Here is a 20,788-nt window from a genome sequence, read left to right as displayed (position 1 = left end):
AAAATTATTAATGTGCTTCAGCAAGTTGCAGAAAAGGATTGTCATGATGAAAAAGATTGGTGTCGTGCTGAGCGGATGCGGTGTTTACGATGGTTCTGAAATACATGAAGCCGTAATCACGCTGCTGGCCCTGGCTAAGCAGGGAGCAGAGGTTATTTGTTTTGCGCCAGACAAAAATCAGGCAGATGTGATTAATCATCTGACCGGCGAGCCGATGGCAGAGACTCGTAATGTACTGATTGAAGCCGCGCGTATTGCGCGAGGTGATATCCATCCTCTTATTCAGGCAGACCCGACAGAGCTTGATGCGCTCATTGTGCCGGGTGGGTTTGGCGCGGCCAAAAATCTCAGTACCTTTGCTGGGCAGGGCGCGGAGTGTCAGATCGATCCTCATCTTAAAGCACTGTCGCAGGCCATGCATGCGGCAGGTAAACCGCTGGGCTTTATCTGCATCGCGCCGGTAATGCTGCCCAGGATTTTTGATTTCCCGCTGCGTCTGACTATCGGGACGGATATTGATACCGCAGAGATCGTCGAGGAAATGGGGGGCGAACACGTTCCGTGCCCGGTTGATGACATTGTGGTTGATGTAGATAACAAAATTGTCACCACCCCGGCGTATATGCTGGCGAATAATATCGCTGAGGCGGTCTCAGGTATTGAAAAGCTGGTGGCTCGCGTGCTGGTGCTGACTGAATGAGGCGTAAATTTGCCGCAGGCGCAGGGGTGAAACGTTTTCTCTTGCGCATCGTACTTGTGCTGGCGGTATTCTGGGGAGGCGGGCTGGCTTTATTCAGCATTATGCCGGTTCCGTTCTCTGCCGTTATGGTTGAGCGCCAGCTTAGCGCGTGGTTCAGCGGCGATTTCGGTTACGTTGCCCACTCTGACTGGGTGAGCATGGACGAGATCTCTCCGTTCATGGGGCTGGCAGTCATCGCGGCGGAGGACCAGAAATTCCCGGAGCACTGGGGATTCGACGTTGCGGCCATTGAGAAAGCGCTAGCCCATAACGAACGCCATGAAAACCGCGTGCGCGGTGCGTCAACCTTGTCGCAGCAGACGGCCAAAAACCTGTTTCTGTGGGACGGTCGAAGCTGGGTGCGAAAAGGGCTGGAAGCGGGGTTGACCCTGGGGATGGAAACGGTCTGGAGTAAAAAACGCATTCTGACCGTCTATCTCAACGTCGCTGAGTTTGGCGACGGCATATTTGGCGTCGAAGCTGCCGCACAGCGGTATTTCAATAAGCCAGCCAGCCGTCTGAGCATGTCAGAAGCGGCGCTATTGGCCGCTGTGTTACCGAACCCTATCCGCTTTAAGGCTAGTGCCCCATCAGGGTACGTGCGAAGCCGTCAGGCGTGGATTATGCGCCAGATGAATCAGCTGGGTGGAGAGGGGTTTATGCAGCGTAATAATCTTATGTAGAGCGGGTAAGCGCAGCGCTACCCGCCTGAATAGCAGACCTTAATCTTCGTCGAACCCTGCGTTAAACAGGGCAATCACCGCCGCCAGCGCTTCCTCTTCCTGAGGACCGGTGGCTTCAACCTCAATCTGGCGCCCTTTGGCGGAATCCAGCATCAGCAGCGCAATCACGCTGTTCGCCTCCGCTTCGGTACCTTCGTCATTCCGCAGCAGAACCTCGGCATCGAAACCCTGCATCAGCTCGAACAGCTTCATCGCCGGGCGTGCATGCATACCCAGCTTATTGGTGATCTCAACTGTTTGTTTTACGGTCATGTTTTACGTTTTTCCAGCGTGCGATGACGGGACTGAACGTTCTTCCCGCGCGAGCGGAAATAGTCGGCCAGCTGTTCGGCGATATAAACCGAACGATGTTTACCGCCGGTACAGCCAATCGCCACCGTCAGGTAGCTACGATTGTTTGTCTCCAGCATAGGTAACCATAGCTCAAGGTAGCTTCGCGTCTGGTAGATAAAATTGTGTACTTCTGTGTGCCGGTCGAGGAACGCCGCCACCGGCTTATCCAGACCGGTCATTGGACGCAGCTTCGGATCCCAGTGCGGGTTCGGCAGGAAGCGCACGTCGAAAACGTAATCCGCATCAATCGGAATACCGTGCTTAAAGCCGAAGGATTCGAACACCATCGTCAGTTCACGCTCGCGTTTACCCAACAGCCGGGTACGCAGCATTTCCGCCAGCTCGTGAACGGACATCTCAGAGGTGTCGACAATCAGGTCGGCACGAGAACGCAGCGGTTCCAGCAGGTCGCTCTCTTCATCGATAGCGCTCTCCAGAGAGAGGTTCTTGCTGGATAGCGGGTGCAAGCGACGGGTATCGCTGTAGCGGCGGATCAGCGTATTGCGGTCTGCATCAAGGAACAGCAGCTGAGGCGAGAACGCGTCAGGCAGGTTGCTCATGGCCTGTTCGAAGATCTCTGGCGATTCAGGCATGTTGCGAACGTCGATACTGACGGCGGCAGAGGTTTGTCTCTCCGCCAGCGTGCGGGCCAGGTCGGGCAATAACACGACCGGCAGGTTATCGACGCAGTAAAAACCCATGTCTTCCAGCGCGCGCAGAGCAACGGATTTCCCCGACCCTGAACGGCCACTGACAATCATCAGCACCATGTTCCGTTTCTCCTCAGGACAACAGATGTGAAGGCCATCTCCTGGTTATGCATCATCCTGATTGCCTTCTGCTTCAGTGATAATTTGATAGAGCTCTTCATCACTTTGGGCCGAGCGCAGTCGACGGCAAATGGTTTTATCGGCCAGACGTTTTGCGACCAGCGACAGCGTATGCAGATGGGTTTTCGTCTGGTCGGCAGGCACCAGCAGCGCGAAGAGGAGATCGACGGGCTGGTTATCAATGGCATCGAAGGCGATGGGTGTTTCAAGCTGCACAAACACACCCACGGCACGCAGGGTATCCTCTTCCAGTTTGCCGTGCGGGATCGCGATGCCGTTGCCGATACCGGTACTGCCCATTTTTTCACGGGTCAGAATCGCTTCGAATACCACCTGTGGCGGCAGGCCCAGCTGTTTTGCAGCCAGTTCACTGATGATCTCCAGCGCACGTTTTTTGCTCTGGCAGTGAACCGCACTGCGGGTACATTCCTGGTTAAGGACATTGCTCAGTTGAAGAGCGGAATCGTTGTTCATCATAATTTCACCTAAGCGCTAACTGTACAAATGGCCTGTTGTGTTTCACAACAGGCCGTCCTGCACCCGTTAACTGCCCGGACAATTAGTGTTGTTTCAGTTTATCTTTATGTTTATTGAGCTGTCGTGCAAGCTTATCAATCAAGCCGTCGATAGCAGCGTACATGTCTTGCCCTTCCGCACTGGCATGCAGTTCACCCCCGTTAACATGCAGGGTGGCATCCGAGATATGAGTCACTTTCTCCACTTTCAACACAATATAGACCTGATTGATCCTTTCGAAATACTGCTCGAGTTTTGCAAACTTCGCGTTCACGAAGTCGCGTAAAGCCTCAGTAATTTCGACGTTTTGTCCAGTGATGTTGAGCTGCATAGTGTCTTCCTTATCGGTTGTGTCAGACCAGCTGTTTACGCTGGTTGGACGGCGGAATGGATAAAGACTCTCGATACTTCGCAACAGTACGACGTGCCACCATAATACCCTGATCGGACAGCATGGTGGTTAACTTACTGTCGCTTAGTGGCTTCGCGGGATTCTCCGCGGCGATCAACTTCTTCACCAGGGCACGAATGGCCGTTGACGACGCTTCGCCGCCGCCCTCGGTATTTACATGGCTGGAGAAGAAATACTTAAGCTCAAAAATACCGCGTGGACTGTGCAGATACTTCTGCGTGGTGACACGGGAAATGGTTGATTCATGCATCTCGACGGCCTGGGCGATATCCGCCAGTACCATCGGTTTCATATACTCTTCGCCCTGCTCAAAGAACGCCTGCTGCTGTTCGACAATACAGCGGCTGACGCGTAGCAGCGTATCATTTCGGCTCTCCAGACTTTTGATCAGCCATCGCGCTTCCTGAAGATTGCTGCGAATATATTGATTGTCGGAGTCGTTACGCGCGCTGGTGCACATGGAGGCATACTGCTGGTTGATTTGCAGGCGAGGGATGCTGTCTGAATTCAGTTCAACGACCCAGCGGTCGTTGTGTTTTCTGACCAGCACGTCCGGGATGACGTACTCGGGCTCGCTGGTCTGGATCGACTGTCCCGGGCGCGGATCGAGCGACTGGATCAGATTTACCGCTTCTTTCAGCACCTCTTCCTTCAGGCGCGTGACGCGCATCAGGGAGCGGAAATCGTGGTTGGCCAACAGATCCAGATGATCGCTGATGATTAAGCGCGCCTCGTCGATCCATGGCGTCTCTTTGCTGAACTGAGAAAGCTGGATCAGCAGACAGTCGCGCAGATCTTTTGCGGCCACGCCTACCGGATCGAAACGCTGGATGCGCTTCAGAACGGCTTCGACTTCCTCAAGCTCAATCTCGTCGTCGCCCATGCTTTCCAGAATATCGTCCAGCGTGACGGTCAAATAGCCGGTGTCGTCAACGGCATCGACAATTGAGGTGGCAATCGCGCGGTCGGTATCGGAGAAGGGGGTGAGTTCCACCTGCCACATCAGGTAATCCTGCAGCGACTGGGTGGTCTCTCCCTGGTAGACCGGTAGCTCATCATCCTGGTAGTCTGCACGCGTACCGGAAGGGGTTCCGGCGGTGTAGATTTCATCCCAGCTGGCATCCAGCGGTAGCTCGTCGGGCATCTCTTTTTGTTCGAGTGCATCCGCGGTGTCGAGCGCTTCTGTATCCTGTGACTGCTGAGTATCTACCTCGTCATGAAGATCGGTTTGTTCCAGCAGGGGGTTGCTGTCCAGCGCCTGCTGGAGCTCCTGCTGAAGTTCTAACGTGGACAGCTGCAACAGGCGAATTGCCTGCTGTAGCTGCGGCGTCATTGCCAGTTGTTGGCTGAGCCTTAATTGCAAACCTTGCTTCATGTTCAGAGCATTTTTCTCCGGTTCGGCGTTACGTTACCTCTACCCTATCAGAGTCTGAAGTCTTCCCCAAGATAGACGCGCTTAACATGATCGTCTTCGAGGATCTGCTGCGGCGTACCGTGGGCGATCAGATTGCCCTGGCTCACTATATACGCGCGTTCACACACGGCCAGCGTTTCACGGACGTTGTGGTCGGTGATCAGTACGCCAAGCCCGCTGTCACGCAGGTGTTCAATGATGCGTTTAATGTCGATAACCGAGATCGGGTCAACGCCGGCAAACGGTTCATCCAGAAGGATAAATTTCGGGTTTGCAGCCAGCGCACGCGCAATCTCAACGCGACGGCGTTCACCCCCGGAGAGTGCCTGACCGAGGCTGTCGCGAAGATGCTCAATGTGGAACTCTTCCATCAGCTCGTTGGCACGATCCTGACGCTGTTCGCTGGTCAGATCGTTACGAATTTGCAGGACCGCCATCAGGTTATCGTAAACGCTGAGACGACGGAAAATGGAGGCTTCCTGCGGCAGGTAGCCGATCCCGCGACGCGCGCGCGCGTGCAGCGGCAGAAGGCTGATGTCTTCATCGTCAATGATAATGTTGCCGGCATCGCGTGGCACAATGCCAACGACCATGTAGAAGGTGGTGGTTTTACCCGCACCGTTAGGGCCAAGCAGCCCTACAATTTCGCCGGAGTTGACGGTCAGACTGACATCTTCTACGACACGGCGGCCCTTGTAGGCCTTCGCGAGATTTTTTGCAGTTAATGTTGCCATAACGAATTAGTTACTCTTCTTCTGTGCCGGGGCCTGGCCTTTGCCTTTGTCCTGCAGCTGCGACGGAACCAGTACGGTCGTGACGCGTTTGCCTTTCTCGCTGGAGGCCTGCATTTTTTGCTCTTTCACCAGATAGGTGATCTGGTCGCCGGTGATGTTGCTGTCCAGCTGTTCCAGATACGCATTTCCGGTCAGGATGACCAGATCCTTCGCCAGCTCGTAGTGCATATGCGAGGCGTGGCCTTTCACCGGCTTGCCGTTGTCCTGCATCTGGTAGAAGGTTGCCGGATTGCCGTAACCATCAATGATCTCTTTGCCCTGCTCGCCACCCGGACGGGTCACGACCACTTTGTCGGCGTTAATTTTGATGGTGCCCTGAGTCATGACGACGTTACCCGTGAAGGTGACGACGTTGCCCTGCATATCGAGAGACTGGGTATCAGACTCGATATGGATCGGTTGGTCGGTATCGCCCGTTACAGCAAGCGCGGGGAGACTGGTCGCCAGCATCGCGCTGGCGATAATTACTTTAAGGCTGAGTTTGTTTGTTTTGAATTTCATAGGAGGTTCTAACCTTTTCAATCAGCTCGGCGTTCTTGCTGCGTAAGTTCCCGCGCATTCTCAAACCGCTGGAATTAAATGTTGTGCCATACAGTGTGACCAGATCCTGCGAGGTCACGTCCTGGGTTACCAGGTTAATCTGGGCATTATCCGTCGTAATTTTTCTCAGTTGCGAGTCAGCGGTCAGGGCGTTGACTTCAACGTGACCATACAGATAAAGCATACGGTCATTTGTCAGTTTTGCCCGATCTGACTTAATTGACCACGTCGGCACTTTGTCCTTATCAAATGTGGTCATGACAGGCTGGGTAAACCACGAAATACCGTCATCTGAAAAATATTCAACATGCTGGGCAATCAGGCGATAGTTCAGCGCGCCTTCCGGGCTGTAGACCACGGTGTCGCTGTGATCGCTTTTATAGGTTGGATCGTTATTGTTGACCACTTCCGTTTGCGTATCGTCGCGATCGGCAAGGTTCACGCCAATCAAGACCAGTGCGACAAGCGAAAGCAAAATGATAATCCAGCGTCTGGTTTTACTCATATCGATTGCCCTTTGGCCTCATCAAGCTTGCCCTGCGCCAGCAAAAGCAGATCGCAGACTTCACGTACGGCACCACGGCCCCCGTTGATGTGGGTGACATAATCAGCGCGCGGGATCAGCAGCGGATGCGCATCGGCAACGGCGATGCTCAGCCCGACTTCAGCCATCACGGGCCAGTCAATCAGATCGTCCCCGACGTAGGCCACGTTTTCCGGTGCGATAGCCAGTTTACCCAGTAAATCCTTAAACGCAGCCATCTTATCGGATTGACCCTGATACAAATGGGTAATTCCTAAGGTTTCACAGCGGTCTTCTACCAGTTTAGCTTTTCGCCCGGTGATGATAGCCACCTCAATACCCGAGGTGAGCGCACAGCGGATACCGTAGCCGTCGCGAACGTTAAACGCTTTCAGCTCTTCACCATTATTTCCCATGTAAATCAGGCCATCGGAAAGTACGCCATCCACGTCCAGGATGAGCAGACGAATGTTTTCCGCCTTCGCCATCATCTGGGTGCTGACCGGTCCATAACAGGTTGCAAGGGATGCACCCGCATTACTCATTGTCTTATCCTTCATTACACTACGCCTGCGCGCAGCAGATCATGCATATGTACCACACCCAGCAACTGGTCGCCATCGGCAACCATCACTGAGGTAATGTGACGGGACTGCATCAGGTTCAGCACATCCACCGCCAGCGTACCCGGACGGACGCGGATACCGCCTGGCGTCATCACGTCGGCAATGCCGAGCGTGCGGACATCTACACCCATGTCGAACACGCGACGCAGGTCGCCATCGGTGAAGATCCCCTGAATTTTCATCAGATCGTCGCACACGACCGTCATACCCAGATTCTTACGGGTGATTTCCAGCAGCGCATCACGCAGGGAGGCTTCTTTACTGACGTGAGGGATCTCATCCCCGGTGTGCATAATATCGTTAACCCGAAGCAGAAGCTTGCGCCCCAGCGCGCCGCCCGGGTGGGAAAGCGCGAAATCCTCCGGCGTAAAACCGCGGGCTTCGAGCAGCGCGACGGCAAGCGCATCACCCATGACTAGCGCGGCGGTGGTGCTGGACGTCGGCGCCAGGCCGAGCGGACAGGCCTCCTTGGGCACTTTCACGCACAGGTGAATATCCGCCGCCCGCGCCATGCTGCTTTCCGGACGGCTGGTCATGCAAATAAGCGGCACCTGCAGTCGCTTCAGTACCGGGATCAGCGCCAGAATTTCATTGGACTCCCCGGAGTTGGACAGGGCGATGACGATATCCTGCGGCGTGACCATACCCAGGTCACCGTGCGCGGCTTCCCCCGGATGTACAAAGAAGGAAGAGGTTCCGGTGCTGGCAAACGTTGCCGCCATTTTGCGTCCAATGTGGCCGGACTTACCCATCCCCATCACCACGACTTTGCCGGCACAGTAGAACATCTTCTCACATGCCAGACTAAAATCCTGATTAATGTACTGATCTAACTGCGCCAGACCTTCACGTTCAATCTCCAGAACCTCTTTGCCTGCTTTCTGAAAGTCAAAACCCGGCTGCAATTCTATTTGCGACATAGTGCGTTTCCGTTTACCCAGAGAGAAGAGGCGAGAGCCAGTACAGCATCGCCATCCATACGATAAATCCACCCGTCAGCAGCGCGCCTGCGCCTTTGCCGATCTGTCGTTGCCGCCGCCAGCAGAGCAGGGCAAATATCACGCTGACCAATAACATCACACCGTAGTCGCGTGAGAATGCCAGGGGATTAAAGGGCCCTGGCGTAATCAGGGCCGGCAGGCCCATCACAATGGCGATATTAAATATGTTGGAACCGATGATATTACCTATGGCAATGTCATCCTCACCTTTACGAGCCCCCGCAATGGCCGTGGCCAGCTCCGGCAGGCTGGTGCCGATGGCAATCACCGTCAGGCCGATGGTCAGTTCACTGATGGCGAAATAGTTCGCCAGCACCGTCGCGTTATCCACGACCATGCGCGTTGCCATCGGCATGATGATCAGCGCAACGCCAAGCCAGAGCAGGGCAACAGGCAGCGTGCCTTCTCGCGGCAGTTCGGCGACCTGCTCCCGCGTGAGGCTATCCTGACCCTGCTTCTCAGCCAGACGGGCGATTTTAACACTATACAGCAGCCAAATAACGGCCAGCGCCAGCAGGAAAATGCCGTCGCTGTAGCTCAGCACACCATCGTAAAATACGCAGCCTGCCAGCAGGCTTACGATTAACATTAGCGGCAATTCGCGGCGCAGAACATCAGAATGCACGCGAAATGGATGGAGCAGTGCGGCCAGGCCCAAAATCAAGAGTATATTGACGATGTTGGAGCCAATCGCGGTACCTACTGCCAGGTCTAACTGACCATGCAGCGATGCCGAGACAGAGACGATGATTTCAGGAAGTGACGTTCCCACACTGACAACGGTCATCCCGATGACGACAGGCGGTACGCCCGTCAGGCGACACAGGATAGATGCTGCAAACACTAAACGGTCAGCACTGTAGACCACCAAAAGTAAACCAATTATTAACAGTGCTGTTGCTAAAAGCATCAAAAGTCCTTTCTTCAGGTATACTCGTCGGTCCATCGCACGGGAATGGCTGGACTGCATACAGTCTGAGGCGTAACGAATTCCTAATTTTGACTTTATGCGCCGGAAAAGTAAAACAAATGCCAGCTTTCGCTAACCTCAACGGCTATTATTCTGTAAAAATGCAGAGTTGAGGGCTGATTCAGGCGGCATGCCTTAACGTGAGCAGGGTAATAAAGGAACCATAAATGAGCCAAACGATGGCGAATTTAGTCGATGTTCGCGGCGTGAGTTTTTCTCGCGCCAACAGATTGATATTTGATGATATTTCATTGACCGTACCGCGTGGCAAGATCACTGCCATCATGGGGCCGTCCGGGATCGGTAAAACGACCTTGCTGCGCCTCATTGGTGGGCAAATCCCACCCGATCGCGGTGAAATCCTCTTCGATGGCGAAAACATCCCGGAGATGTCACGCTCGCGTCTGTATACTGTCCGCAAACGCATGAGCATGCTCTTTCAGTCGGGAGCCTTGTTCACCGACATGAATGTCTTTGATAACGTGGCCTATCCGCTGCGCGAGCATACCAGCCTGCCGCCTGAACTGCTGAAAAGCACGGTGATGATGAAGCTCGAAGCCGTCGGTTTGCGGGGCGCCGCGAAGCTGATGCCTTCGGAACTGTCCGGCGGGATGGCGCGCCGCGCCGCGCTGGCGCGAGCCATTGCATTAGAACCTGATTTAATCATGTTCGACGAACCGTTTGTTGGACAGGATCCCATCACGATGGGCGTGCTGGTGAAGCTCATCTCTGAACTGAACAGCGCGCTTGGCGTCACCTGCATTGTGGTATCTCACGACGTACCTGAAGTATTGAGCATTGCCGATTACGCCTATATTGTGGCGGACAAAAAGATCGTCGCACACGGCAGCGCTCAGGCGCTGCAGGAAAATTGCGATCCGCGCGTGCGGCAGTTCCTCGACGGTATTGCCGATGGCCCCGTGCCGTTCCGCTACCCGGCGGGCGACTATCGTGACGATTTACTGGGAATAGGGAGTTAAGCCACTCATGCTGTTAAATGCGTTGGCCGCTCTCGGACACCGTGGCATAAAAACCATCAGGACGTTCGGGCGCGCCGGATTGATGTTATTCAACGCGCTGGTCGGCAAGCCGGAATTCCGCAAGCACGCACCGCTGCTGGTGCGGCAGCTTTATAATGTCGCCGTGCTGTCAATGCTCATCATCATTGTTTCCGGTCTGTTTATCGGTATGGTGCTTGGACTACAGGGCTATCTTGTTCTGACAACCTACAGTGCGGAAACCAGCCTTGGGATGCTGGTGGCGCTCTCGCTGCTGCGCGAGCTGGGGCCGGTTGTGGCGGCGCTGCTGTTCGCCGGGCGTGCGGGGTCGGCATTAACGGCTGAAATTGGCCTGATGCGTGCGACCGAGCAGCTCTCCAGCATGGAGATGATGGCGGTCGATCCGCTGCGTCGCGTGATCTCGCCGCGTTTCTGGGCTGGGGTGATCTCTTTACCGTTACTGACTATTCTGTTTGTCGCCGTGGGTATCTGGGGCGGTTCGCTGGTTGGCGTGCACTGGAAAGGCATTGACGCCGGTTTCTTCTGGTCCGCGATGCAGGACGCCATCGACCTGCGGATGGATCTAGTTAACTGCCTGATTAAAAGCGTGGTATTTGCCATTACGGTCACCTGGATTGCATTGTTCAATGGTTACGATGCTATCCCGACGTCGGCGGGCATTAGCCGTGCAACAACACGTACAGTCGTACATTCGTCGCTGGCCGTACTGGGTCTGGATTTTGTGCTCACCGCACTGATGTTTGGGAATTGAGTTCATGCAAACGAGAAAAAATGAAATTTGGGTCGGTGTATTCCTGCTGCTGGCGCTGCTGGCCGCGCTGTTTATCTGCCTGAGAGCGGCGGATATCACGTCTGTGCGCACCGAGCCGACGTATCGCATCTACGCCACCTTCGATAACATCGGCGGGCTGAAGGCGCGTTCACCGGTTCGCATCGGCGGCGTGGTGATCGGACGCGTATCTGACATTACGCTTGATGAGAAAACCTATCTGCCACGCGTCGCGATGGATATCGAAGAGCGTTACAACCATATCCCGGACACCAGCTCCCTTTCTATCCGCACTTCCGGCCTGCTGGGCGAACAATATCTGGCGCTTAACGTCGGCTTTGAAGATCCCGAGCTGGGAACGACTATCCTTAAAGACGGTAGCGTCATTCAGGATACGAAATCCGCGATGGTGCTGGAGGATATGATTGGTCAGTTCCTTTACAGCAGTAAAGGGGATGAGAAAAAATCCGACGCTGCCCCAGCGCAGAGCGAAGATCATACCGACGTCGCACCGACGCCAGGTGCTGCGAATTAATATCAGGAGAAGTCATTCATGTTTAAACGACTGTTAATGGTTGCCATGCTGGTCATCGCCCCTCTAACCGCCGCCCACGCTGCGGATCAGAGTAACCCGTACAAACTGATGGACGAAGCGGCGAAAAAGACCTTCGACCGTCTTAAAAACGAACAGCCTAAAATTCGTGCTAATCCTGATTATCTGCGTGAAGTTGTTGACCAGGAGCTGCTGCCGTATGTGCAGATTAAATATGCGGGTGCGCTGGTGCTGGGACGTTATTACAAAGACGCGACCCCTGCGCAGCGTGATGCCTACTTTGCCGCGTTCCGTGAATACCTGAAACAGGCTTATGGCCAGGCGCTGGCGATGTACCACGGCCAGACCTATCAGATTGCGCCTGAGCAGCCGCTGGGCGATGCGACTATCGTCCCTATCCGTGTGACGATCATCGATCCTAACGGTCGTCCGCCGGTTCGTCTGGATTTCCAGTGGCGTAAAAACAGCCAGACCGGTCACTGGCAGGCGTATGACATGATTGCCGAAGGGGTAAGCATGATCACCACCAAACAGAACGAATGGAGCGACCTGCTGCGCACCAAAGGCATTGATGGCCTGACCGCTCAGCTGCAGTCTATCTCTCGCCAGAAAATTACCCTGGACGAGAAGAAGTAATGTCACAGCAACTCAGCTGGTCGCGTGAAGGCGAGACATTAAAGCTGTCCGGTGAACTGGATCAGGATCTGCTGAACCCACTGTGGGACAAACGCCACGAAGCGATGCAGGGCGTGACGCGTATCGACTTAACCGACGTTACGCGGGTGGATACGGCGGGTGTTGCGCTGCTTGCCCATCTGGTTGCCGTGGGGAAAAAGCAGGGGACAAGCGTCACGCTTCACGGCGCGAGCGATAATGTCGTGACCCTTGCGCAGCTCTACAATCTCCCTCAGGACGTACTGCCTCGTTAATATTTTCAGTGCGTTACTTCCGAAAGCCCTGACTGTTTCATCGTCGGGGCTTTTTGCTTGTTTAAGACAACGCCACTTTGCTCTAAGATGTTGGGCTTGTTTTCACTATCAGATGATTAAGAGCCCATGGAAAATCATGAAATCCAGACAGTGCTGATGAATGCACTCTCCCTTCAGGAAGCCCACGTCACTGGCGATGGCAGTCACTTCCAGGTTATTGCTGTGGGTGAGATGTTCGACGGTATGAGCCGCGTGAAGAAACAGCAGGCTGTGTACGCGCCGCTGATGGAATATATTGCGGATAACCGCATCCACGCCCTGTCGATTAAAGCGTTCACCCCGCAAGAGTGGGCACGCGATCGCAAACTAAACGGTTTTTGAGCTGAGGGCGACAGGCCCGCAGCACGGTTGAATTTATAAGAGAGCACACAATGGATAAATTTCGTGTACAGGGGCCAACGCGTCTCCAGGGCGAAGTCACAATTTCTGGCGCTAAAAACGCCGCGCTGCCAATCCTCTTTGCTGCGCTGCTGGCTGAAGAGCCGGTAGAAATTCAGAACGTACCGAAGCTGAAAGATATCGACACCACCATGAAGCTGCTCACCCAGCTGGGCACGAAAGTTGAGCGTAACGGTTCCGTCTGGATCGACGCCAGCAAGGTGAACAACTTCTCAGCCCCTTACGATCTGGTGAAAACCATGCGTGCATCCATCTGGGCGCTTGGCCCGCTGGTAGCGCGTTTTGGTCAGGGTCAGGTCTCTCTGCCGGGCGGCTGCGCCATCGGTGCGCGTCCGGTTGACCTGCACATCTTTGGTCTGGAAAAACTGGGCGCCGAGATCAAGCTGGAAGAAGGTTACGTTAAAGCGTCCGTTAATGGTCGTCTGAAAGGCGCGCACATCGTCATGGACAAAGTGAGCGTGGGCGCAACGGTCACCATTATGTCTGCGGCGACGCTGGCAGAAGGTACTACCATCATCGAAAACGCCGCGCGCGAACCGGAAATTGTGGATACCGCCAATTTCCTCGTGGCGCTGGGGGCGAAGATTTCCGGTCAGGGTACCGACCGTATCACCATCGAAGGCGTTGAGCGTCTGGGCGGCGGTGTCTATCGCGTACTGCCGGACCGTATCGAAACCGGTACCTTCCTGGTCGCTGCGGCGATTTCTGGCGGGAAGATTGTTTGTCGCAACGCGCAGCCAGATACCCTGGATGCGGTGCTGGCGAAACTGCGCGATGCGGGTGCGGATATCGAAATCGGCGAAGACTGGATCAGTCTTGATATGCACGGGCAGCGTCCAAAAGCGGTCAATGTGCGTACGGCGCCGCATCCGGCGTTCCCTACGGACATGCAGGCACAGTTCACCCTGTTGAACCTGGTTGCCGAAGGCACTGGCTTCATCACAGAAACCATTTTCGAGAACCGCTTTATGCACGTACCGGAGCTGATCCGTATGGGCGCGCATGCTGAGATCGAAAGCAATACCGTGATCTGCCACGGCGTTGAGAAACTGTCAGGTGCTCAGGTGATGGCAACCGATCTGCGTGCGTCTGCAAGCCTGGTGCTGGCGGGTTGTATCGCGGAAGGCACAACCATCGTGGACCGTATCTATCACATCGATCGTGGTTATGAGCGTATCGAAGATAAACTGCGCGCGCTGGGTGCCAACATCGAGCGTGTGAAGGGCGAGTAATCGTTCCGGCAGCCCCCTGCCAGCAATGACCGGGGGGTTGCTGTTCCTGTCAAAAACGCGTTATTCCTGCGGTTCTCTTTTTACCTTTCTCTGGCGAATCATGCGCGATCTGTCGATAAATTCATGGGTAATGGGATCGTGGTAGCGCGAAGGCCAAATTACCCACGGATGCGTATCCAGCGCCGTCGCGATAATTAATTCTCCCTTGGGCCAGGGGCGGGTGAGGGCGTTTGCCAGAGTTGAAGAACTCAGTCCATGGCGGCGGGACTCTGCTGCCAGTGAAGTGCCTCTTTTGCGCAGTGCGGCAATAATATCAGCCGTGTGCCAGTCGATAAATTTCGTATCCATAACGCCGTCCTTAAGTTCGGATTCACCTACGCCGTTTCTTCTGAAACGACGCGGTTACTATACCCATTTCAACTTCTTGTTCTAAAAAGTTCGCGTTACTTGAAGGGATATTCAGAATAAGACACGGCTTTATTCATGCGGTCTCTAAACCGATGAATTTACATGAACACGGAATTTACAGGTGTGTACTGGAATCTCCCCGCTATCGCTGCGGGGAGAAACAAGGGGATTAACGGTCGCGCTGAACGGCGATGTGGGCAAGACCAATCAGTGCATCGCGCCATGGGCTGTCTGGAATGACCTGAAGCGCTTCGATGGCTTTGTCGGCTTCTTCTTCCGCACGCTGACGCGTCCATTCCAGCGATCCGCAGATAGCCATGGTTTCCAGGACAGGTTCCAGAAGATGGCGGCCATTTCCCTGCTCAATCGCTTCACGGATCATTTTCGCCTGGTCGGCTGTTCCATTGCGCATAGCATGAAGCAGCGGCAGAGTTGGTTTGCCTTCGTTCAGGTCATCGCCCACGTTTTTGCCGAGCGTCTCGCCGTCCGCACTGTAGTCCAGCAAATCATCAATCAGCTGGAATGCCGTACCCAGATAGCGGCCATAGTCCTGCAGGCCTTTTTCCTGTGCTTCGGTACAGTCAGCAAGAATGCCGGAACACTGGGCAGCCGCTTCAAACAGGCGCGCAGTTTTGCTGTAGATGACGCGCATGTAGTTTTCTTCGGTAATGTCAGGGTCGTTGACGTTCATCAGCTGCAGCACTTCGCCTTCAGCAATGACGTTTACGGCTTCGGACATCACTTCCAGCACTTTCAGTGAGCCCAGGCTGGTCATCATCTGGAAGGCACGGGTATAGATAAAATCCCCCACCAGGACGCTGGCTGCGTTTCCGAAAGCGGCGTTTGCCGTGGCTTTGCCACGACGCATATCCGATTCATCCACAACATCGTCATGCAGAAGCGTGGCCGTGTGAATAAATTCGATGAGCGCTGCGATAGTGATGTGAGCATTTCCCTGATAGCCAACGGCTCTGGCAGCCAGAATGGCAATCATCGGACGAATGCGTTTACCGCCGCCGCTGACGATGTAATAGCCCAACTGATTGATCAGCTGAACGTCAGAGTTGAGTTGCTCCAGGATTGCTGCATTCACACCCGCCATATCTTGCGCGGTTAACTCGTTGATTTTTTCTAAATTCATCGCAAAAGCCGGGCTTTTTATCCTGTTGATCCCATCTTCAATGGGGTAACGAAGGGTTTCGGTTTATCAATAGTAGTGCTGATTGTACTGAAAAAACGGCACAGATAAACGTTACCGTACGTGTTGTGTTTTTTTTCTTCATGTATTGACGGTAGCACTTGTCAAAGGCTCGCGTTTTGCGTAATATTCGCGCCCTATTGTGAATATTTATAGCGCACTCTGATTCATACGAGGACGTGCGCGGAAGCGGAGTTTATATGTACGCGGTTTTCCAAAGTGGTGGTAAACAACACCGAGTAAGCGAAGGTCAGACCGTTCGCCTGGAAAAGCTGGACATCGCAACTGGCGAATCTGTTGAGTTCGCAGAAGTTCTGATGATCGCAAACGGTGAAGAAGTCAAAATCGGCGTTCCTTTCGTTGATGGCGGCGTTATCAAAGCTGAAGTTGTTGCACACGGTCGTGGCGAGAAAGTTAAAATCGTTAAGTTTCGTCGTCGTAAGCACTACCGTAAGCAGCAGGGCCACCGTCAGTGGTTCACTGATGTGAAAATTACTGGCATCAGCGCCTAAGACCTGAGGAGAGATTTAAATGGCACATAAAAAGGCTGGCGGCTCCACACGTAACGGTCGCGATTCAGAAGCTAAACGCCTTGGCGTTAAGCGTTTCGGTGGCGAATCCGTTCTGGCGGGTAGCATCATCGTTCGTCAACGTGGTACCAAATTCCACGCTGGCAACAACGTAGGTTGCGGTCGTGACCACACTCTGTTTGCTAAAGCAGACGGTAAAGTGAAATTTGAAGTTAAAGGCCCGAACAACCGTAAATACATCAGCATCGTTGCTGAGTAAGGTTTTCTCGGTCCGGTAACGGATTAAAGCCCCGCAACCTGTTGCGGGGCTTTTTACATTGGAAACCCGGTAATTTTTTCTGTAGGGAAAACGGGCATGAAGCAGCAGGCCGGCATTGGTATTCTTTTGGCGCTCACTACCGCAATGTGCTGGGGTGCGCTGCCAATTGCAATGAAGCAGGTACTGGAAGTGATGGAGCCGCCTACGGTGGTCTTTTATCGCTTTCTGATGGCAAGCATCGGCCTCGGGGCCATTCTGGCTATCAAAGGTAAGCTTCCACCCTTGCGGCTTTTCCGCAAACCGCGCTGGCTGGTATTGCTGGCTATCGCGACGGGCGGTCTGTTCGGTAACTTCATCCTGTTCAGCTCTTCCCTGCAATATCTCAGCCCCACGGCGTCGCAGGTGATAGGTCAGCTTTCACCGGTGGGCATGATGGTCGCCAGCGTCTTTATCCTCAAGGAGAAGATGCGAGGTACGCAGATTATCGGGGCGAGCATGCTGCTGTGCGGTCTGGTGATGTTCTTCAACACCAGTCTGATAGAGATTTTCACCCGCCTGACGGATTACACATGGGGTGTGATTTTTGGTGTGGGGGCAGCAACGGTCTGGGTGAGCTATGGCGTCGCACAAAAGGTGTTATTGCGTCGTCTTGCCTCACAGCAGATCCTCTTTTTATTGTACACTTTGTGTACAATAGCATTGCTGCCATTAGCCAAGCCGGGTGTGATTTCCCAGCTTAGCGACTGGCAACTGGCGTGCCTCATTTTTTGTGGGCTGAACACGCTGGTCGGTTATGGCGCGCTGGCCGAAGCGATGGCGCGCTGGCAGGCAGCACAGGTGAGCGCGTTAATTACGCTTACTCCGCTGTTTACGCTGTTATTTTCAGATTTGTTATCAATGGCCTGGCCCGATGTCTTCGTCAGACCGATGCTCAACCTGTTGGGTTATCTCGGTGCGTTTGTCGTGGTTGCGGGCGCGATGTATTCCGCCATTGGTCATCGTCTTTGGGGACGTTGGCGCAAAAATGAAGCGGTTGTAGTAGTCCCCCGCTCAGGCGAATGAGTTACGGAGAGTAAAATGAAGTTTGTTGATGAAGCGACGATCCTGGTCGTGGCTGGTGATGGCGGCAATGGTTGCGTGAGCTTCCGCCGTGAAAAGTATATCCCACGTGGCGGTCCTGACGGCGGCGACGGCGGGGATGGTGGTGACGTGTGGCTGGAGGCGGATGAGAACCTCAACACGCTGATCGACTACCGTTTCGAAAAATCCTTCCGCGCCGAGCGCGGCCAGAACGGCCAGAGCCGTGACTGTACCGGGAAACGCGGTAAAGACGTCACCATTAAAGTTCCGGTCGGTACGCGTGTGATTGACCAGGGAACCGGTGAAACCATGGGTGACATGACCAAACACGGTCAGCGCCTGATGGTGGCGAAAGGCGGCTGGCACGGTCTGGGTAACAGCCGTTTCAAATCCTCCGTTAACCGTACTCCGCGTCAGAAAACGATGGGTACGCCGGGTGATAAGCGCGATCTGCAGCTGGAGCTGATGCTTCTGGCAGACGTGGGCATGCTGGGTATGCCAAACGCCGGTAAATCGACGTTCATTCGCGCCGTTTCTGCGGCGAAACCAAAAGTGGCGGACTATCCGTTTACCACGCTGGTACCAAGCCTGGGCGTTGTCCGTATGGATAACGAGAAGAGCTTTGTGGTTGCCGATATTCCGGGTCTGATTGAAGGCGCTGCGGAAGGCGCGGGTCTGGGTATTCGCTTCCTGAAACACCTTGAGCGTTGCCGCGTGCTGCTGCACCTTATCGATATCGATCCTATCGACGGTTCCGATCCGGTTGAAAACGCCCGCATCATCATCGGTGAGCTGGAAAAATACAGCGAAAAACTGGCGAATAAACCACGCTGGCTGGTCTTCAACAAGATCGACCTGATGGACAAAGCCGAAGCGGAAGCGAAAGCTAAAGCGATTGCTGAAGCTATGGGCTGGGAAGATAAATATTACCTGATCTCTGCGGCAAGCCAGGTTGGCGTGAAAGATCTGTGCTGGGATGTGATGACCTTCATCATTGAGAACCCAATTGTTCAGGCGGAAGAAGCGAAGCAGCCTGAAAAAGTCGAATTCATGTGGGATGACTACCACCGTCAGCAGCTCGAAGAACTGGAAGCTGAAGAAGATGATGAAGACTGGGACGATGACTGGGATGAAGACGACGAAGAAGGCGTCGAGTTCATCTACAAGCACTAATATCTGTCCAAAGCCCCCATTATGGGGGCCTTTTTTATTCCAGCGTTGCGGGTAGCCAGCAGCTGGCGATCAAACCACCTTCAGCGCCATTCTCAAGCGTCAACCTGCCGTGGTGGAGCTGCACGATGCGCTGCACAATACTCAGGCCCAGACCGCTGCCACCGTAGCGCTGGTCAAGACGGCGGAATGGCTCGGTAATTGACTGTCGGTGCGCGTCATCAATACCGGGCCCCTGATCGATCACGCTAATCTGCGTTCCCCCGTCGACCCCGGTTAATGTCACTGTAATCGTTGTCCCTGCCGGGCTGTAGCGCCCGGCATTCTCCAGCAGGTTGCGCAGCATCAGACGCAGGAGCACTGCGTCTCCCTGAACCGTGAGCGCGCTTTTAGCAGGCCAAATCACCGTATGCTCTTTGGCTTCATGGCCCAGGCCGAGAGGTTCAATGATATTTTCAGTCCAGCTCACGGTTTCGTAGTGTCCGCTGGCCATTGCCTGTCCGGCACGGGCCAGCATCAGCAGCTGCTCAACGGTATGCATGAGCTGATCGATACGGCTAATTAACGTCGCAGCCTGTGGTGCGCCTGACTGCGCCATAAGCTCCAGATGAAGCCGGATACCGGCAAGGGGCGTTCGAAGCTCGTGTGCGGCGTCAGCGGTGAAGAGACGCTCCTGCTGAATAGTATTGTCCAGCCGGGCGAGCAGCTGGTTCAGGGAGGTTGTCACCGCGCCTATTTCTTCCATGTCGGAATACATAGGAAGCGGAGTTAAGTTATCCGCCGAACGGTTAGCCAGGCTGTCACGCAGTTTATTCAGCGGTCGGGTTATCCAGGTGACCGCCCAGAATGAAAACAGGAGTGTGAAACCGACCATCACCAGAGAAGGGACGAGAAGGGAAGCGATCGCCTCGCGGATCTCTTTTTCGACATGGTTATTGCGGGCTTTTGCCGACAGCGTTTCATTCACCAGAAAACCAATCTGCTCACGGCTTTCATGCCACAGCCAGATGACGCTTATCAGCTGGAAAAATAAGAGAATAACCGCCAGCAGCACCATCAAACGCCGACGCATGCTGTTCATTTCTGGCTCTCAAGGCGATAGCCAACGCCACGGACGGTTTTGATTCTGTCCTTGCCGAGCTTGCGACGCAGGTTGTGAATGTGAACTTCAAGGGTATTTGACCCCGGGTCGTCCTGCCAGGAGTAGATATCCTGCTGGAGCGTTTCTCTGTGCACCGTTTGCCCGCTGCGCATGATCAGACGCGTAAGCAGGGCGAACTCTTTTGGCGTCACCTCTACGGCCTGATCACGGCGCAGTACCTGCTGGGTTTGCAGATTCAGCGTAATATCGCCGTCGGTCAGTAAGTTATCACTATGGCCCTGATAGCGGCGAATCAACGCCCGCACTCGCGCCTGCAGCTCCGCAAGCGCAAAAGGCTTCACCAGGTAATCATCTGCGCCTGCATCAAGGCCGGTGATACGATCCTCAATGGCATCGCGTGCCGTCAGGATCAACACCGGGTTGGCGATACCGCGGCGTCGCCACTGGCTGAGCAGCGTGGCGCCGTCTTTATCAGGCAAGCCCAAATCGAGGATCACCAGACTGTATTCGCCGCTCTGGATCAGAGCGTCCGCCTCCGCTGCGGTGCCAGCACAGTCAAGGGCATACCCTTCATTGGCCAGCCCCAGCGCCAGCCCTTCCTGCAATAACAGATCGTCTTCAACTATGAGTAGTTTCATC

Annotated in this window: 28 protein-coding genes; 13 read left to right on the top strand and 15 right to left on the bottom strand. The window is 54.4% G+C overall.

Annotated elements, in window-relative coordinates:
- Positions 1 to 46 precede the first annotated feature (46 nt).
- Entirely contained in the window at positions 47 to 700 is a 654-nt protein-coding gene (gene elbB / locus ACMGGX_RS07395; RefSeq protein ID WP_348561891.1) for an isoprenoid biosynthesis glyoxalase ElbB, read from the top strand.
- Complete coding sequence (gene mtgA / locus ACMGGX_RS07390; protein ID WP_045355397.1) at positions 697 to 1,422, top strand: monofunctional biosynthetic peptidoglycan transglycosylase; 726 nt, start codon at positions 697 to 699, stop codon at positions 1,420 to 1,422. Before elbB ends, mtgA begins: the two co-directional genes overlap by 4 nt.
- 39 nt (positions 1,423 to 1,461) lie before the next feature.
- On the opposite strand, the gene npr is transcribed toward mtgA, so the two are convergent.
- From npr to ACMGGX_RS07335, 11 genes are all read right to left on the bottom strand, one after another.
- The gene (npr, locus tag ACMGGX_RS07385) at positions 1,462 to 1,734 is read right to left on the bottom strand and encodes a PTS phosphocarrier protein NPr (RefSeq protein WP_003861872.1); all 273 of its coding nucleotides are present in this window, start codon (positions 1,732 to 1,734) and stop codon (positions 1,462 to 1,464) included.
- The gene (rapZ, locus tag ACMGGX_RS07380; protein WP_014885397.1) at positions 1,731 to 2,585 is read right to left on the bottom strand and encodes an RNase adapter RapZ; all 855 of its coding nucleotides are present in this window, start codon (positions 2,583 to 2,585) and stop codon (positions 1,731 to 1,733) included. The genes npr and rapZ overlap by 4 nt, the downstream gene beginning before the upstream one ends.
- A gap of 45 nt (positions 2,586 to 2,630) precedes the next feature.
- Positions 2,631 to 3,122: a PTS IIA-like nitrogen regulatory protein PtsN gene (gene ptsN / locus ACMGGX_RS07375; protein WP_008501443.1), complete on the bottom strand. Its 492-nt coding sequence runs from the start codon at positions 3,120 to 3,122 to the stop codon at positions 2,631 to 2,633.
- 82 nt (positions 3,123 to 3,204) lie between these two features.
- Positions 3,205 to 3,492 carry a ribosome hibernation promoting factor gene (gene hpf / locus ACMGGX_RS07370; RefSeq protein ID WP_008501444.1) on the bottom strand — a complete coding sequence of 96 codons (288 nt, stop codon included), beginning with the start codon at positions 3,490 to 3,492 and terminating at the stop codon, positions 3,205 to 3,207.
- Positions 3,493 to 3,514: 22 nt separating this feature from the next.
- The gene (gene rpoN / locus ACMGGX_RS07365; RefSeq protein ID WP_023309360.1) at positions 3,515 to 4,948 is read right to left on the bottom strand and encodes an RNA polymerase factor sigma-54; all 1,434 of its coding nucleotides are present in this window, start codon (positions 4,946 to 4,948) and stop codon (positions 3,515 to 3,517) included.
- A 47-nt stretch (positions 4,949 to 4,995) separates the two neighbouring features.
- Positions 4,996 to 5,721: an LPS export ABC transporter ATP-binding protein gene (gene lptB / locus ACMGGX_RS07360; protein WP_023309359.1), complete on the bottom strand. Its 726-nt coding sequence runs from the start codon at positions 5,719 to 5,721 to the stop codon at positions 4,996 to 4,998.
- A 6-nt stretch (positions 5,722 to 5,727) separates the two neighbouring features.
- A complete protein-coding gene (gene lptA / locus ACMGGX_RS07355) occupies positions 5,728 to 6,282 on the bottom strand; it encodes a lipopolysaccharide ABC transporter substrate-binding protein LptA (protein ID WP_023309358.1) in 555 nt (184 codons plus the stop codon).
- Positions 6,251 to 6,826, bottom strand: a complete 576-nt coding sequence (gene lptC / locus ACMGGX_RS07350) for an LPS export ABC transporter periplasmic protein LptC (RefSeq protein WP_023309357.1) — start codon at positions 6,824 to 6,826, stop codon at positions 6,251 to 6,253. The genes lptA and lptC overlap by 32 nt, the downstream gene beginning before the upstream one ends.
- Positions 6,823 to 7,389, bottom strand: a complete 567-nt coding sequence (gene kdsC, locus ACMGGX_RS07345; protein WP_023309356.1) for a 3-deoxy-manno-octulosonate-8-phosphatase KdsC — start codon at positions 7,387 to 7,389, stop codon at positions 6,823 to 6,825. Before kdsC ends, lptC begins: the two co-directional genes overlap by 4 nt.
- Before the next feature lie 14 nt (positions 7,390 to 7,403).
- Entirely contained in the window at positions 7,404 to 8,390 is a 987-nt protein-coding gene (kdsD, locus tag ACMGGX_RS07340; RefSeq protein WP_023333606.1) for an arabinose-5-phosphate isomerase KdsD, read from the bottom strand.
- Between the two features lie 13 nt (positions 8,391 to 8,403).
- Positions 8,404 to 9,381, bottom strand: a complete 978-nt coding sequence (locus ACMGGX_RS07335) for a calcium/sodium antiporter (protein ID WP_023309354.1) — start codon at positions 9,379 to 9,381, stop codon at positions 8,404 to 8,406.
- A gap of 227 nt (positions 9,382 to 9,608) precedes the next feature.
- Here ACMGGX_RS07335 and mlaF point away from each other — a divergent pair, with 227 nt between their 5' ends.
- The 7 genes from mlaF (at position 9,609) to murA (ending at position 14,402) form a co-directional block, all read left to right on the top strand.
- Positions 9,609 to 10,421, top strand: a complete 813-nt coding sequence (gene mlaF, locus ACMGGX_RS07330) for a phospholipid ABC transporter ATP-binding protein MlaF (RefSeq protein WP_023309353.1) — start codon at positions 9,609 to 9,611, stop codon at positions 10,419 to 10,421.
- Positions 10,422 to 10,428: 7 nt separating this feature from the next.
- A complete protein-coding gene (mlaE, locus tag ACMGGX_RS07325; RefSeq protein ID WP_023333605.1) occupies positions 10,429 to 11,211 on the top strand; it encodes a lipid asymmetry maintenance ABC transporter permease subunit MlaE in 783 nt (260 codons plus the stop codon).
- A 4-nt stretch (positions 11,212 to 11,215) separates the two neighbouring features.
- Positions 11,216 to 11,764 (top strand): outer membrane lipid asymmetry maintenance protein MlaD, encoded by a 549-nt coding sequence (gene mlaD / locus ACMGGX_RS07320; protein WP_023309352.1) that lies wholly within the window; start codon positions 11,216 to 11,218, stop codon positions 11,762 to 11,764.
- An 18-nt stretch (positions 11,765 to 11,782) separates the two neighbouring features.
- Positions 11,783 to 12,418, top strand: a complete 636-nt coding sequence (gene mlaC / locus ACMGGX_RS07315) for a phospholipid-binding protein MlaC (protein ID WP_029739617.1) — start codon at positions 11,783 to 11,785, stop codon at positions 12,416 to 12,418.
- On the top strand, positions 12,418 to 12,711 hold the full coding sequence (gene mlaB, locus ACMGGX_RS07310) for a lipid asymmetry maintenance protein MlaB (protein WP_348561692.1): 294 nt from the start codon (positions 12,418 to 12,420) through the stop codon (positions 12,709 to 12,711). The genes mlaC and mlaB overlap by 1 nt, the downstream gene beginning before the upstream one ends.
- Before the next feature lie 126 nt (positions 12,712 to 12,837).
- On the top strand, positions 12,838 to 13,092 hold the full coding sequence (gene ibaG / locus ACMGGX_RS07305; RefSeq protein WP_008501458.1) for a BolA family iron metabolism protein IbaG: 255 nt from the start codon (positions 12,838 to 12,840) through the stop codon (positions 13,090 to 13,092).
- A 50-nt stretch (positions 13,093 to 13,142) separates the two neighbouring features.
- Positions 13,143 to 14,402, top strand: coding sequence for a UDP-N-acetylglucosamine 1-carboxyvinyltransferase (gene murA / locus ACMGGX_RS07300; RefSeq protein ID WP_023309349.1), 1,260 nt, complete (start codon positions 13,143 to 13,145; stop codon positions 14,400 to 14,402).
- 60 nt (positions 14,403 to 14,462) lie between these two features.
- On the opposite strand, the gene sfsB is transcribed toward murA, so the two are convergent.
- Together sfsB and ispB are read right to left on the bottom strand one after the other, a co-directional pair.
- Positions 14,463 to 14,750 carry a DNA-binding transcriptional regulator SfsB gene (sfsB, locus tag ACMGGX_RS07295; protein WP_023309348.1) on the bottom strand — a complete coding sequence of 96 codons (288 nt, stop codon included), beginning with the start codon at positions 14,748 to 14,750 and terminating at the stop codon, positions 14,463 to 14,465.
- Between the two features lie 229 nt (positions 14,751 to 14,979).
- The gene (ispB, locus tag ACMGGX_RS07290; RefSeq protein ID WP_045355402.1) at positions 14,980 to 15,951 is read right to left on the bottom strand and encodes an octaprenyl diphosphate synthase; all 972 of its coding nucleotides are present in this window, start codon (positions 15,949 to 15,951) and stop codon (positions 14,980 to 14,982) included.
- Positions 15,952 to 16,208: 257 nt separating this feature from the next.
- Here ispB and rplU point away from each other — a divergent pair, with 257 nt between their 5' ends.
- The 4 genes from rplU to cgtA all read left to right on the top strand — a co-directional run bounded on the left by rplU (position 16,209) and on the right by cgtA (position 19,050).
- Entirely contained in the window at positions 16,209 to 16,520 is a 312-nt protein-coding gene (gene rplU / locus ACMGGX_RS07285; RefSeq protein WP_003025032.1) for a 50S ribosomal protein L21, read from the top strand.
- Positions 16,521 to 16,539: 19 nt separating this feature from the next.
- A complete protein-coding gene (rpmA, locus tag ACMGGX_RS07280) occupies positions 16,540 to 16,797 on the top strand; it encodes a 50S ribosomal protein L27 (protein WP_004385076.1) in 258 nt (85 codons plus the stop codon).
- Between the two features lie 96 nt (positions 16,798 to 16,893).
- On the top strand, positions 16,894 to 17,859 hold the full coding sequence (locus ACMGGX_RS07275) for a DMT family transporter (protein WP_023309346.1): 966 nt from the start codon (positions 16,894 to 16,896) through the stop codon (positions 17,857 to 17,859).
- A gap of 15 nt (positions 17,860 to 17,874) precedes the next feature.
- Entirely contained in the window at positions 17,875 to 19,050 is a 1,176-nt protein-coding gene (gene cgtA, locus ACMGGX_RS07270) for an Obg family GTPase CgtA (protein ID WP_023333597.1), read from the top strand.
- Between the two features lie 34 nt (positions 19,051 to 19,084).
- Here the strand turns inward: cgtA and pmrB are convergent, their stop codons facing one another.
- Together pmrB and pmrA are read right to left on the bottom strand one after the other, a co-directional pair.
- On the bottom strand, positions 19,085 to 20,128 hold the full coding sequence (pmrB, locus tag ACMGGX_RS07265; RefSeq protein WP_420298236.1) for a two-component system sensor histidine kinase PmrB: 1,044 nt from the start codon (positions 20,126 to 20,128) through the stop codon (positions 19,085 to 19,087).
- Positions 20,125 to 20,787: a two-component system response regulator PmrA gene (gene pmrA, locus ACMGGX_RS07260; RefSeq protein WP_033146744.1), complete on the bottom strand. Its 663-nt coding sequence runs from the start codon at positions 20,785 to 20,787 to the stop codon at positions 20,125 to 20,127. Before pmrA ends, pmrB begins: the two co-directional genes overlap by 4 nt.
- Position 20,788 lies beyond the last annotated feature (1 nt).

Source organism: Enterobacter sp. BNK-29, assembly GCF_048684785.1.
GTDB lineage: Bacteria > Pseudomonadota > Gammaproteobacteria > Enterobacterales > Enterobacteriaceae > Enterobacter > Enterobacter cloacae_M.
This window is presented reverse-complemented; position numbering and strand designations above follow the sequence as displayed.

What these genes read in the sequence shown, in the direction of transcription:
- elbB (WP_348561891.1), top strand. Translation starts at nt 47, where the DNA reads ATGAAAAAGATTGGTGTCGTGCTGAGCGGATGCGGTGTTTACGATGGT.
- mtgA (WP_045355397.1), top strand. Translation starts at nt 697, where the DNA reads ATGAGGCGTAAATTTGCCGCAGGCGCAGGGGTGAAACGTTTTCTCTTG.
- npr (WP_003861872.1), bottom strand. Translation starts at nt 1,734, where the DNA reads ATGACCGTAAAACAAACAGTTGAGATCACCAATAAGCTGGGTATGCAT.
- rapZ (WP_014885397.1), bottom strand. Translation starts at nt 2,585, where the DNA reads ATGGTGCTGATGATTGTCAGTGGCCGTTCAGGGTCGGGGAAATCCGTT.
- ptsN (WP_008501443.1), bottom strand. Translation starts at nt 3,122, where the DNA reads ATGATGAACAACGATTCCGCTCTTCAACTGAGCAATGTCCTTAACCAG.
- hpf (WP_008501444.1), bottom strand. Translation starts at nt 3,492, where the DNA reads ATGCAGCTCAACATCACTGGACAAAACGTCGAAATTACTGAGGCTTTA.
- rpoN (WP_023309360.1), bottom strand. Translation starts at nt 4,948, where the DNA reads ATGAAGCAAGGTTTGCAATTAAGGCTCAGCCAACAACTGGCAATGACG.
- lptB (WP_023309359.1), bottom strand. Translation starts at nt 5,721, where the DNA reads ATGGCAACATTAACTGCAAAAAATCTCGCGAAGGCCTACAAGGGCCGC.
- lptA (WP_023309358.1), bottom strand. Translation starts at nt 6,282, where the DNA reads ATGAAATTCAAAACAAACAAACTCAGCCTTAAAGTAATTATCGCCAGC.
- lptC (WP_023309357.1), bottom strand. Translation starts at nt 6,826, where the DNA reads ATGAGTAAAACCAGACGCTGGATTATCATTTTGCTTTCGCTTGTCGCA.
- kdsC (WP_023309356.1), bottom strand. Translation starts at nt 7,389, where the DNA reads ATGAGTAATGCGGGTGCATCCCTTGCAACCTGTTATGGACCGGTCAGC.
- kdsD (WP_023333606.1), bottom strand. Translation starts at nt 8,390, where the DNA reads ATGTCGCAAATAGAATTGCAGCCGGGTTTTGACTTTCAGAAAGCAGGC.
- ACMGGX_RS07335 (WP_023309354.1), bottom strand. Translation starts at nt 9,381, where the DNA reads ATGCTTTTAGCAACAGCACTGTTAATAATTGGTTTACTTTTGGTGGTC.
- mlaF (WP_023309353.1), top strand. Translation starts at nt 9,609, where the DNA reads ATGAGCCAAACGATGGCGAATTTAGTCGATGTTCGCGGCGTGAGTTTT.
- mlaE (WP_023333605.1), top strand. Translation starts at nt 10,429, where the DNA reads ATGCTGTTAAATGCGTTGGCCGCTCTCGGACACCGTGGCATAAAAACC.
- mlaD (WP_023309352.1), top strand. Translation starts at nt 11,216, where the DNA reads ATGCAAACGAGAAAAAATGAAATTTGGGTCGGTGTATTCCTGCTGCTG.
- mlaC (WP_029739617.1), top strand. Translation starts at nt 11,783, where the DNA reads ATGTTTAAACGACTGTTAATGGTTGCCATGCTGGTCATCGCCCCTCTA.
- mlaB (WP_348561692.1), top strand. Translation starts at nt 12,418, where the DNA reads ATGTCACAGCAACTCAGCTGGTCGCGTGAAGGCGAGACATTAAAGCTG.
- ibaG (WP_008501458.1), top strand. Translation starts at nt 12,838, where the DNA reads ATGGAAAATCATGAAATCCAGACAGTGCTGATGAATGCACTCTCCCTT.
- murA (WP_023309349.1), top strand. Translation starts at nt 13,143, where the DNA reads ATGGATAAATTTCGTGTACAGGGGCCAACGCGTCTCCAGGGCGAAGTC.
- sfsB (WP_023309348.1), bottom strand. Translation starts at nt 14,750, where the DNA reads ATGGATACGAAATTTATCGACTGGCACACGGCTGATATTATTGCCGCA.
- ispB (WP_045355402.1), bottom strand. Translation starts at nt 15,951, where the DNA reads ATGAATTTAGAAAAAATCAACGAGTTAACCGCGCAAGATATGGCGGGT.
- rplU (WP_003025032.1), top strand. Translation starts at nt 16,209, where the DNA reads ATGTACGCGGTTTTCCAAAGTGGTGGTAAACAACACCGAGTAAGCGAA.
- rpmA (WP_004385076.1), top strand. Translation starts at nt 16,540, where the DNA reads ATGGCACATAAAAAGGCTGGCGGCTCCACACGTAACGGTCGCGATTCA.
- ACMGGX_RS07275 (WP_023309346.1), top strand. Translation starts at nt 16,894, where the DNA reads ATGAAGCAGCAGGCCGGCATTGGTATTCTTTTGGCGCTCACTACCGCA.
- cgtA (WP_023333597.1), top strand. Translation starts at nt 17,875, where the DNA reads ATGAAGTTTGTTGATGAAGCGACGATCCTGGTCGTGGCTGGTGATGGC.
- pmrB (WP_420298236.1), bottom strand. Translation starts at nt 20,128, where the DNA reads ATGAACAGCATGCGTCGGCGTTTGATGGTGCTGCTGGCGGTTATTCTC.
- pmrA (WP_033146744.1), bottom strand. Translation starts at nt 20,787, where the DNA reads ATGAAACTACTCATAGTTGAAGACGATCTGTTATTGCAGGAAGGGCTG.